The 13,768-nt window shown below is 43.5% G+C and carries 2 protein-coding genes; both read left to right on the top strand.

The window, feature by feature from the left end; all coding sequences use genetic code 11:
* Positions 1-609: 609 nt before the first annotated feature.
* Entirely contained in the window at positions 610-1,809 is a 1,200-nt protein-coding gene (fabD, locus tag RAC86_RS05095; protein WP_072566358.1) for an ACP S-malonyltransferase, read from the top strand.
* A gap of 20 nt (positions 1,810-1,829) precedes the next feature.
* Positions 1,830-13,745, top strand: coding sequence for a non-ribosomal peptide synthetase (locus tag RAC86_RS05090; RefSeq protein ID WP_072566357.1), 11,916 nt, complete (start codon positions 1,830-1,832; stop codon positions 13,743-13,745).
* The last annotated feature ends 23 nt before the right edge of the window (positions 13,746-13,768 follow it).

The following is a 13,768-nucleotide window of genomic DNA, read 5'->3' as shown; positions in this document are numbered from 1 at the left end:
TTTCTTAACCTCTTATTATTAGAACTGGAGGGAATTATTGAGCCGAACATCCTTATTCTTTAACCTATGCCCAAAGGAAAGTACAGTTTATCGACTCGCTGGTTTGTTTCAGTGTTTTTTGCAGGTGATTTCAGCATCCATAGTTGTAGATGTACTACCCAAGCCATGGTTAAACCTGTATCGCCTTAGCCGGTCTCATTTTAGCGTGGTAAGTTATAGGCCTCTCCCAAGACTAGCAGGACAAGCTTCCGCAAACAATAGCTTCTAAAGTAGATACTCCATATGTCGCGTGGCTCAATTCAGTAAAGTTTTTGAGCCGATTTGCAACGACATCTTTGTCCGCCCCTGGCAGTTTTATCTGCCGCGGGTTTTCACCCTTGCTTTTGTTTTCCTCCACCTAGAGCTATTCAACTATAATCAAACACAATCAAATCTTGAACACCCTCAGAGACATACAAACGCATCAACTAAAAAAAGACGTTTAATCGTTAGGCTTCCATTTAGCTGCAATTATGACAATGATCCCATATGCATGTTTTGTGATGATGATGCTATGACGGTACAAAAAGTATATGACGTATATCCGTTCGAAAAGATTGGAGGGAGCTAATGAATAATCTTGCCTTTTTATTTCCGGGACAAGGTTCTCAGTTTGTTGGGATGGGTAAAAGTTTTTGGAATGATTTTGTGCTGGCGAAGAGATTATTTGAAGAGGCAAGCGATGCCATCTCCACGGATGTAAAAAAGCTGTGTTTTGATGGCGATATGACTGAATTGACAAGGACAATGAATGCCCAGCCTGCCATTTTAACGGTTAGTGTCATCGCTTATCAAGTATATATGCAGGAAATAGGAATTAAACCGCACTTTTTGGCAGGTCACAGCTTGGGCGAATATTCAGCGCTTGTCTGTGCAGGTGTCCTTTCTTTTCAGGATGCCGTTAAGCTTGTAAGGCAGCGAGGGGTACTCATGCAAAATGCAGATCCTGAGCAACTGGGCACGATGGCCGCAATCACACAGATCAATATCCAACCACTGCAAGACCTGTGTACGGAAATTTCGACGGAAGACTTTCCAGTAGGCGTGGCATGCATGAACTCGGATCAACAGCATGTCATCTCAGGACATCGGCAGGCTGTGGAATTGGTCATTAAAAAAGCTGAGAGAATGGGGGCTAATCACACTTATTTGAACGTCAGCGCCCCTTTTCATAGTTCAATGATGAGATCAGCGTCTGAACAATTCCAGACTGCATTAAATCAATATTCTTTCCAAGATGCTGCATGGCCGATCATTTCGAATGTTACAGCGGTTCCGTATAATAATGGGCATTCGGTCAGGGAACATTTGCAATCGCACATGACTATGCCGGTAAGATGGGTGGAGTCGATGCACTACTTGCTTTTGCATGGAGTCACGGAAGTCATCGAAATGGGTCCCAAGAACGTCTTGGTCGGTCTATTGAAAAAAATAACGAAGCATATTGCAGCTTACCCTTTTGGTCAAACATCTGACTTGCATTTGCTTTCCGATTCTGCAGAAAGAAATGAAAATATTGTTAATTTACGTAAGGAGCAATTGAATAAAATGATGCTTCAATCCATCATTGCGCGAAATTATAACAAGGATGCAAAGACCTATTCCAACCTGACGACCCCATTATTTCCGCAAATACAACTGCTCAAAGAGAGAGTGGAAAGAAAAGAAGAGCTTTCAGCAGAAGAACTCGAACATTCGATCCATTTATGCCAATTAATTTGTGAGGCTAAACAACTTCCGACTTGGGAACAATTGCGGATTTTAAAATAAAGCTGCCCAGGAGGGGACCTATGTATACCAGTCAATTTCAAACCTTAGTCGATGTTATTCGGGAAAGAAGCAATATATCAGATCGCGGGATCCGTTTTATCGAATCCGATAAAATCGAGACATTTGTCTCTTATCGCCAATTGTTTGACGAGGCGCAAGGTTTTCTTGGCTACTTACAACATATCGGCATTCAGCCAAAGCAAGAAATTGTGTTTCAAATCCAAGAAAACAAATCATTTGTCGTCGCTTTTTGGGCTTGTTTATTAGGAGGAATGATTCCGGTACCCGTCAGTATCGGAGAAGATGATGACCACAAGCTAAAGGTATGGCGCATTTGGAATATCTTAAACAATCCATTCTTGATTGCCTCTGAAACAGTATTAGATAAAATGAAAAAATTTGCTGCTGATCACGATTTACAAGATTTCCATCATCAATTAATCGAGAAATCCGACATCATTCAGGATCGAATCTACGACCACCCCGCTTCGCTATATGAACCTGAGGCCGATGAATTGGCCTTTATTCAATTTTCTTCCGGATCGACAGGAGACCCGAAAGGAGTCATGTTAACCCATCATAACTTAATACATAATACATGTGCAATCCGGAATGCGCTGGCTATCGACTTAAAAGACACTCTTTTATCTTGGATGCCCTTAACCCATGACATGGGGCTCATTGCTTGCCACCTTGTTCCTGCCTTGGCCGGCATCAATCAAAATTTAATGCCGACAGAATTATTTATTCGAAGACCTATTCTCTGGATGAAAAAAGCTCATGAACATAAAGCCAGCATTCTATCGTCACCTAATTTTGGATACAATTACTTCCTTAAATTTTTGAAAGACAAAAAAAGTTACGATTGGGATTTATCCCATATCAGGGTCATTGCAAACGGAGCAGAACCTATATTGCCAGAGTTATGTGATGAATTTTTGAGCAGATGCGCAGCGTTCAATATGAAAAGATCTGCCATCTTAAATGTTTACGGTTTAGCTGAAGCTTCAGTTGGCGCAACATTCTCTAAAATTGGAGAAGAATTTGTCCCTGTTTATTTGCATCGCGATCATCTAAATCTAGGTGAAAGAGCCGTTGAAGTAAGCAAAGAGGATCAAAATTGTGCTTCATTCGTCGAAGTGGGAAAGCCTATTGATTACTGCCAAATTCGAATCTGTAATGAAGCAAACGAGAGATTGGAAGACGGATTTATCGGTCATATCCAGATCAAGGGGGAGAATGTAACCCAAGGGTATTATAACAACCCCGAAAGTACGAACAGAGCGCTGACTCCTGATGGATGGGTGAAAACGGGAGATCTTGGCTTCATTAGAAAAGGTAATTTAGTCGTAACCGGAAGGGAAAAAGACATTATTTTTGTGAACGGAAAAAATGTGTACCCCCACGATATTGAACGAGTCGCCTTTGAGATGAAAGACATTGATTTAGGAAGAGTTGCAGCCTGCGGTGTATATGATCAAGAGTCACGAAGCAGAGAAATCGTACTTTTTGCTGTTTACAAAAAATCAGCGGAGCAGTTTGCACCACTTGTTAAAGACATTAAAAAGCATTTGTACCAGCGAGGCGGATGGAGCATCAAAGAAGTCCTGCCGATCCGAAAGCTGCCAAAAACGACAAGCGGGAAAGTTAAACGCTATGAGCTGGCTGAGCAGTATGAGTCGGGGAAATTTGCGCTAGAGTCAACCAAAATCAAGGAATTTCTGGAGAGTCATTCGACGGAACCGGTACAGACTCCTATTCATGAAATCGAAACAGCATTGCTGTCTATCTTTTCCGAAGTGATGGATGGAAAAAAGATTCACCTAAATGATCAATATTTTGACATGGGTGCAACTTCAATACAGTTATCTCAAATTGCCGAACGCATTGAACAAAGGTTTGGTTGCGAGCTTACAGTTTCTGATCTCTTTACGTATCCTTCAATCGCTGATTTAGCGGCATTTCTTGTCGAAAGCCATTCCGCAATCAAACAAACTGATACAGCAAAGCCAAGCCGCTCCTCGTCAAAAGACATTGCCATTATTGGAATGTCTCTCAATGTTCCAGGAGCATCGGGTAAGAGTGATTTTTGGCACCTGCTCGAAAACGGCGAGCATGGCATTCGGGAATATCCTGCACCAAGAGTTAAAGATGCGATGGATTATTTACGATCCATTCAAAGCGAATTTAATGAAAAACAATTTGTAAAGGGCGGCTATTTAGATGAAATCGACCGTTTTGATTATTCGTTCTTTGGTTTAGCTCCCAAAACCGCAAAATTCATGGATCCCAATCAAAGGCTATTTTTGCAATCCGCATGGCATGCGATTGAAGATGCAGGCTATGCCGGCGACACCATTAGCGGGAGTCATGTCGGGGTATATGTAGGGTACTCGAAGGTGGGTTACGATTACGAACGTCTCCTTTCTGCGAATTATCCGGAGGAGCTTCATCATTATATTGTGGGCAATCTTCCCTCGGTGTTGGCGAGCCGAATTGCTTACTTTCTAAATTTGAAAGGGCCAGCGGTTACCGTGGATACAGCTTGCTCTTCATCACTTGTTGCTGTTCATATGGCATGTAAAGCATTGCTTACAGGCGATTGTGAAATGGCTCTTGCCGGGGGTATTCGAACTTCGCTATTACCGATGCGTATCGGTCTCGATATGGAATCTTCCGACGGGCTCACGAAAACGTTCAGCGAGGATTCGGACGGAACAGGCTCTGGCGAAGGCGTGGCAGCAGTCCTGTTGAAACCTTTGCAGGCTGCGATTCGCGATGGAGATCATATTTATGGTGTGATCAAGGGAAGCGCGATGAATCAAGACGGGACAACTGTTGGAATCACCGCACCGAGCCCGGCAGCTCAGACCGAGGTGATTGAGATGGCCTGGAAAGACGCTGGCATTACTCCTGAAACGCTGTCTTTCATCGAAGCGCACGGCACCGGAACCAAGCTCGGGGATCCTGTTGAATTTAACGGTCTTTGTAAAGCGTTTGAGAAGGTTACGGAAAAGAAACAGTTTTGTGCGATCGGCTCTGTTAAAGCAAACATTGGTCATTTGTTTGAAGCGGCAGGCATCGTTGGACTGATAAAATCTGTCCTTATGTTGAATCACAAAAAAATCCCTCCGCTGGCTCACTTTAATAAACCGAATCCATTAATTCCATTTCACTCTTCTCCATTTTATGTGAATCAAGAAGTGATGGATTTCACACCTGAAGACCGACCGCTGCGGGGTGGTATCAGTTCATTCGGTTTTAGCGGAACGAATGCACACGTAGTACTGGAAGAATATACTCCTGAAAGTAAGTATGCACCGGAGGAAGGGAATGATCCGCATTTATTTGTGTTATCCGCCCATACTGAAGCTTCACTATATGAACTGGCTCATCAGTATCGGCAATATATTTCGGATGACAGTCAATCATCATTGAGGTCAATTTGCTATACGGCCAGTACAGGAAGGGCTCATTTAGATTATTGTTTAGCCCTGATTGTATCCAGCAAACAAGAATTAATAGATAAACTGACCAGTTTGATTCAAGGCGAAAGAAATCTTCCCCAAGCACACTTTGGCTATAAAAACATCAAGAAAATGCAGCCTGCCGAAAAAGACGATCTGAGTAAACAAGTCTCTGATCTCATGCAGCATCGGGCCTGCACAAAGGATGAACGAATCATTTGGTTGAATCGTATTGCGGAATTATATGTGCAAAGAGCCGTGATTGACTGGCGAGCGGTTTATTCCAATGAAGTTGTACAAAAAACGCCATTGCCTTTGTATCCATTTGAACGGAATCGCTGTTGGGTTGAGGCTGTCCATGAAAGCGCCAAGGAAAGAAAAGAGAAAGGGGAAGTAGCATTGGATATAAATCATACGAAGACGCATATTGAATCCTTTCTGAAGACTGTCATCAGCAATGCATCGGGAATCAGAGCGGATGAGATCGATTCGAATGCCCATTTTATCGGGTTCGGATTGGATTCCATCATGCTGACACAGTTCAAAAAAGCGATCGCAGATGAATTTAATGTGGATATTCCGATGGAACGTTTTTTTGATACGATGAACAACATTCAAAATGTTGTCGATTATTTGGCAGAGGCTGTTCCATCAGCTGCATTCACTCCACCTCAAGAAAATGTTACGGCGCAGGAAGAGCTTGTTATTTCAGAAGCACAGCCCGAGTTGGAACATCAAGAGCATATGTTGGACAAAATTATTGCTTCACAGAATCAATTAATCCAGCAAACTTTACAAGCTCAATTGGATAGCTTTAATTTGTTGAGAAACAACAGCCATTCTGTATCGAAAGAATACGAGATTTCGCAAGATAAGTCGAGCCTTTCTCCCAAACCTGTCACTGTAAAAAAGAATTCGGCTCAAGAAGCAAAACCTTATGTTCCTTTTCAGCGTCAGACCTTGAATGAACAGGTCAACTATACTCCGAAGCAAAGACAATATTTAGAATCATTTATAGAAAAATACGTAGACAAAACGAAAGGTTCCAAGCAATATACGGACGAAACCCGATTTGCTCATGCCAATAACCGCAACTTGTCCAGCTTCCGATCTTATTGGAAGGAAATGGTTTACCCGATCATCGCTGAACGTTCGGAAGGTTCTAGAATGTGGGATATTGATGGAAACGAATATATCGATATCACCATGGGATTTGGGGTGAACCTTTTTGGACATCATCCGTCCTTTATTACTCAAACTGTCGTTGATTCAACACATTCTGCATTGCCTCCGCTTGGTCCGATGTCGAATGTTGCCGGAGAAGTTGCGGATCGAATTCGTGCATTCACAGGAGTTGAAAGGGTCGCTTTCTATAATTCCGGCACGGAAGCAGTCATGGTTGCCCTACGTTTGGCGAGAGCGGCAACAGGAAGAACGAAAGTGGTAGTGTTTGCGGGCTCTTATCACGGCACATTTGACGGCGTATTAGGTGTTGCCAACACAAAAGGCGGGTCTGCGCCTGCGAATCCGCTGGCTCCGGGCATACCGCAAAGCTTTATGAATGATTTGATTATTTTGCATTACAACAATCCTGATTCATTGGACGTGATTCGCAATTTGGGAAATGAATTGGCAGCCGTCCTGGTGGAACCGGTACAAAGCCGCAGGCCGGATTTGCAGCCGGAATCATTTTTGAAAGAACTACGGGCAATCACACAGCAATCCGGAACAGCCCTGATTATGGATGAAATTATTACAGGATTTCGGATCGGTCTCGGCGGCGCGCAGGAATGGTTCGACATTCAAGCCGATTTGGTCACTTATGGGAAAATCATCGGCGGCGGCCAGCCTCTAGGTATTGTTGCCGGAAAATCTGAGTTCATGAATACGATCGATGGCGGAACATGGCAGTATGGAGACGACTCCTATCCAACGGATGAGGCAAAACGCACGTTTGTAGCGGGCACCTTTAATACTCACCCGCTTACGATGAGAATGTCATTAGCCGTGCTTCGACATCTTCAAGCCGAGGGAGAAACTTTGTATGAACGGTTAAATCAAAAGACAGCCTACTTGGTTGATCAATTGAATTCCTATTTTGAACAATCGCAAGTGCCCATTCGTATGGTTCAATTTGGTTCCTTATTCCGGTTTGTCTCTTCGGTTGATAATGATTTGTTCTTTTACCATCTCAATTATAAAGGAGTCTATGTTTGGGAAGGACGCAACTGCTTCTTGTCTACGGCTCATACTTCGGATGATATTGCTTATATCATTCAAGCCGTTCAAGAAACGGTGAAAGATCTTCGCCGCGGCGGATTTATTCCAGAAGGGCCGAATTCTCCTGATGAAGGAGGCCATAAAGAACCCGAAACATACGAGCTTTCTCCTGAACAAAAACAATTGGCTGTAGTATCCCAGTATGGGAATGATGCTTCTGCGGCATTGAATCAATCTATTATGCTCAAAGTGAAAGGGGCGGTGCAGCATACGCTGTTAGAACAAGCGGTGCGAAATATTGTAAAACGCCATGACGCTTTACGCACGGTCATTCATGTCGATGACGAAGTACAGCAAGTGCAGGCTCGAATAAATGTTGAAATTCCTGTCATCGATTTTACCGGTTACCCCAATGAACAGCGAGAGTCGGAGGTTCAAAAATGGCTGACGGAAGATGCCAAGCGCCCGTTTCATTTCCAGGAACAGAAGCCCTTGTTTAGAGTTCATGTGCTTACGTCGAATCAAGACGAACATCTGATAGTGCTGACATTTCATCATATCATCGCCGATGGCTGGTCGATCGCTGTTTTTGTACAAGAGCTAGAGAGCACGTACGCTGCCATCGTACAAGGAAGACCGCTTCCATCTCATGAGGTTGCTTCGTTTCGCCAATATTTAGATTGGCAGCAAGCTCAGATAGAGAATGGTCATTATGAAGAAGGAGTTCGTTATTGGCGGAAGCATCTCTCTGAACCAATACCGCAGGCATTCTTGCCCAGCATGAGTTCTTCCCGTTATCCGCATGGTTACGAGGGAGATCGCTATACAGTTACACTGGACCGTCCATTGAGCGAGGCGATAAAGTCATTAAGCATTCGGATAAAAAATAGCGTATTTGTAACTATTCTGGGAGCATTTCATCTTTTTTTGCAGCAGCTTACCAAGCAGGATGGCCTTGTAATTGGGATTCCAACCGCAGGCCAATTGCATATGAAACAACATATGCTGATTGGAAATTGTGTCAACATGGTTCCCGTGAAGAACACTACTTCTTCAGAAAGCACATTAGCCGATTATCTGGGTCATATGAAGGAAACCATGGATCAAGTCATGCGACATCAAGATGTTCCGATGACATTAGTGGCCAGCCAGCTTCCGCACGATCAAATGCCGGATATGCGTATTATTTTTAATTTGGACAGACCTTTTCGAAAGCTTGACTTCGGACAGATGGAGGCTGAGCTCATTGCGTACCCTATAAAATGCATTTCATACGATTTATTTCTTAACGTAACGGAGCTGGATCAAGAGTATGTTCTTGATTTCGATTTTAATACGAACGTCATCAGTCCGGAAATCATGAACAAGTGGGGAGCGGGCTTTGTAAACTTGCTGAAAAAAATGGTTGAGGGAGACTCGGCTCCTCTTGATGCCTTAATCATGTTTTCCGAGGAAGATCAATTCGACTTGCTTGAGCTGTATGCCGATCATCAGCTGCGTATCTCTTCAACATTAGACCATAAGGGTGTTCGTGCCGTTTATGAAGAGCCAGAAAATGAAACAGAACGGCAAATTGCGCAGATTTGGGCGGAGCTTCTCGGCCTGGAGAAAGTGGGCAGATCTGACCACTTTCTGTCTCTGGGAGGAAACTCGCTAAAGGCGACACTTATGCTTTCTAAGATTCAGCAAACATTTAATCAAAAGGTATCTATAGGGCAATTCTTCAGCCATCAGACTGTTAAGGAGTTGGCGAATGTCATCCGGGGTGAAAAGAATGTCAAGTATCCCCCAATGAAGCCTGTTGAGCAGAAAGTCTTTTACCGGACATCTCCAGCTCAGCAAAGAGTATATTTCCTCCATCAAATGGAACCGAATCAAGTTTCACAAAACATGTTTGGCCAAATATCGATTATAGGGAAGTACGATGAAAAAGCCTTGATCGCATCCCTTCAACAGGTCATGAAGCGGCATGAAGCGTTTCGCACTTCTTTTCACATCATAGATGGTGAAATTGTGCAGCAGATTGCTGGCGAGCTTGGTTTTAACGTTCGTGTCCATTCGATGGACCGTGAAGAATTTGAAGCCTACGCAGATGGGTTTGTACAACCTTTCCGTCTGGAACTAGCTCCTTTGGTTCGTGCGGAGCTGATCAAGATCGATAATGAACAGGCTGAATTGCTCATCGATATGCATCATATCATTTCCGACGGCTATTCCATGAGCATACTTACAAATGAATTGTTCGCTTTTTATCACGGTAACCCATTACCGGAAATTAAATTTGAATATAAAGACTTCGCAGAGTGGCAAAACCAGCTGTTAATCGGAGAGGTCATGGAGCAGCAGGAAACATACTGGCTCGAGCAATTCAAGGAAGAAGTTCCTGTCCTTCAACTGCCGGCAGACGGTTCAAGAGCGATGGAATGGTCTTCCGAAGGACAGCGTGTGACCTGCTCCTTGCAGTCGAGTTTAATCCGTTCGCTTCAAGAAATGTCGCAACAGACGGGAACGACTCTTTATATGGTGCTTCTGGCTGCTTACAATGTGCTGCTTCACAAATATACGGGCCAAGAAGATATCGTCGTAGGCACGCCTGTTTCCGGAAGAAATCACCCGAATATCGAAAGCATGATCGGTATATTCATTCAAACCATGGGGATTCGCACGAAACCACAGGCTAATAAAAGGTTTACGGATTATTTGGAGGAAGTAAAACGGCAAACGCTTGATGCTTTCGAAAACCAGGATTATCCGTTTGACTGGCTAGTAGAAAAATTAAACGTACAACGGGAAACAACGGGTAAGTCACTGTTTAACACAATGTTCGTGTATCAAAATATTGAATTCCAAGAGATTCATCAAGATAGGTGTACATTTAGGGTAAAAGAACGTAATCCCGGAGTCTCTTTATATGATTTGATGTTAACGATCGAGGATGCAGGACAACAGTTAGATATTCATTTCGATTTTAATCCAAACCAGTTTGAACAAGAAACGGTGGAGCAAATCATAAGGCACTACACCCGTATTTTAGACAGCCTTGTTAAGGAGCCGGAGAAATCCTTGTCTTCCGTTCCTATGCTTTCTGACATCGAGAGGCACCAGCTTCTGATGGAGTGTAATGACACAGAGACGCCGCTTTCGCACAGCGACACAGTATGTCAATGGTTTGAAAAGCAAGCAGAACAGCGGCCTGATTATGAAGCCGTTATATTCGGCAATGAGCGGTGCACGTATAGACAGCTAAATGAGCGGGCAAACCAATTGGCGCGAACGTTAAGAAAAAAGGGTGTTCAAGCGGATCAGTTCGTTGCCATCATCTGCCCGCATCGCATCGAGCTGATTGTTGGGATTTTGGCTGTTCTAAAAGCCGGCGGAGCATATGTGCCAATTGATCCGGAGTATCCTGAGGACCGGATACAGTATATGCTGAAGGATTCAGAGGCTAAGATCGTTTTGACACAGCTCGATTTGCATAAACACTTAACGCTTGATGCTGACGTTGTGCTTTTGGATGAGGAAAGCTCATATCATGAGGATCGTTCCAATCTTGAACCGATCTGCGGTGCAAATGATTTGGCTTACATGATCTATACATCTGGCTCCACAGGGAACCCGAAAGGTGTACTCATTGAGCACCGAGGGTTAGCCAATTATATTGGATGGGCGAAAGAGGTTTATGTGAATGATGAGAAAACCAACTTCCCTTTATACTCGTCCGTCTCTTTTGACCTAACGGTGACGTCGATTTTCACACCGCTGATCACAGGAAATACCATTATTGTCTATGATGGCGAAGACAAAAGTGCGGTGCTATCAACAATTATGCAGGATCCGAGAATAGATATCATCAAATTGACGCCGGCGCATTTGCATGTGCTTAAAGAAATGAATATAGCAGAGGGAACAACAGTTCGGAAAATGATTGTCGGCGGAGAAAATTTAAGCACCCGTCTTGCCCAAAGTATCAGTGAGCAGTTTAAAGGCCAACTGGACATATTCAATGAATACGGGCCGACAGAAGCGGTCGTCGGATGTATGATTTATCGGTACGACGCTGAACGTGACAGGCGAGAATTTGTGCCAATAGGCACACCGGCCGCCAATACGAGCATTTATGTGTTGGATGCCAGCATGAACTTGGTTCCGATTGGCGTACCGGGTGAAATGTATATCAGTGGAGCCGGTGTAGCCAGAGGATACTGGAATCGTCCGGGTTTAACAGCAGAGAAGTTCGTTCACAACCCGTTTGCTCCGGGAACGATCATGTACAAAACGGGGGACTTGGCAAAACGATTACGTGATGGAAATCTCATATATTTAGGCCGAATCGATGAACAAGTCAAAATCCGAGGACATCGAATTGAACTTGGTGAAGTTGAAGCTGCCATGCATAAAGTGGAAGCGGTCCAAAAGGCTGTAGTTATAGCCAGAGAAGAAGAGGATGGCTTACAACAATTGTGTGCGTATTATGTGAGCAATAAACCTATAACAATTGCGGAGATTAGAGAACAATTATCACAGGAGCTCCCGGACTACATGATTCCGTCCCATTATGTCCAACTTGAGCAATTACCGTTAACGTCCAACGGGAAAATAAATCGTAAAGCACTGCCTGCACCAGAGGTAAGTTTAGAGCAGATAGCTGAATATGTACCGCCAGGCAATGAGGTTGAATCTAAGCTTGCAGCCTTATGGCAAGAGGTGCTCGGAATACACCGTGTGGGGATCAAGCATAATTTCTTCGATCTTGGAGGAAATTCCATACGAGCGACGGCCTTAGCTGCCAGAATCCACAAAGAACTGGATGTCAATCTGTCTGTAAAAGACATATTTAAGTTTCCTACTATTGAACAGTTGGCTAACATGGCGTTACGCATGGAGAAAATTCGATATGTATCAATTCCGTCTGCACAGGAAATGTCCTATTATCCGGTTTCTTCGGCACAGAAACGGATGTATTTGTTAAGTCATGCAGAAGGAGGCGAGCTGACGTACAATATGACGGGCGCCATGAGTGTAGAAGGGGCTATTGATTTAGACCGATTGACGGCTGCTTTTCAAAAATTAATTGAACGTCATGAAGTTTTGCGGACCAGCTTTGAACTATACGAAGGCGAACCGGCACAGCGAATTCATCCAAGCGTTGAATTTACAATAGAACAGATTCAAGCGAGAGAAGAGGAAGTGGAAGACCGTGTGCTTGATTTTATCAAATCGTTTGATTTAACCAAGCCGCCGTTAATGCGAGTCGGACTGATTGAACTTACACCTGAAAAGCATGTGCTGCTGGTCGATATGCATCACATCATTTCCGATGGCGTGTCTATGAACATTTTGATGAAAGATTTAAACCAATTTTATGAGGGAAACGAACCGGATCCGCTTCCCATTCAATATAAGGACTATGCGGTTTGGCAGCAAACGGAAACTCAAAGGAAAAACATCAAAAAACAGGAAGCGTATTGGCTCAATCATTTTCATGATGAGATTCCTGTATTGGATATGCCAACGGATTACGAGAGACCTGCCATACGCAATTACGAAGGCGAATCATTTGAATTTCTTATACCGACAGAATTAAAACAGCGCTTAAGTCAAATGGAAGAAGCTACAGGAACAACATTGTATATGATTTTAATGGCAGCTTATATGATTCTTTTATCCAAATACAGCGGACAGGAAGATATCGTCGTAGGTACCCCGGTCGCCGGCCGAAGTCATATGGATGTAGAGTCTGTTGTGGGAATGTTTGTCAATACCTTAGTCATTCGCAATCACCCAGCAGGCCGTAAAACATTCGAGGATTACTTAAACGAAGTGAAGGAAAACATGCTAAATGCCTATCAAAATCAAGACTATCCATTGGAAGAATTGATCCAACATGTACATCTTCCAAAAGATTCAAGCCGCAACCCTTTGTTCGATACGATGTTTGTGCTGCAAAATCTTGATCAGGCTGAATTAACGCTTGATTCCCTTCGATTTACGCCTTATAAGCTTCATCATACAGTTGCAAAATTCGATCTCACCTTGTCGATTCAGACAGGTCAAGACAAACATCACGGTCTGTTCGAATATTCGAAGAAACTATTTAAGAAAAGCAGAATCGAAGCTTTGTCAAAAGACTATTTACACATCTTATCCGCTATCAGCCAACAGCCAAGTATTCAAATCGAACATATCGAATTAAACGGCAGCACCGCGGAAGATGATAACATGATCCATTCTATTGAACTGAACTTTTAAAAAGCATGGGAAAGCATACATTA

This window comes from Bacillus sp. LR_5, from assembly GCF_042709275.1.
This window is presented reverse-complemented; position numbering and strand designations above follow the sequence as displayed.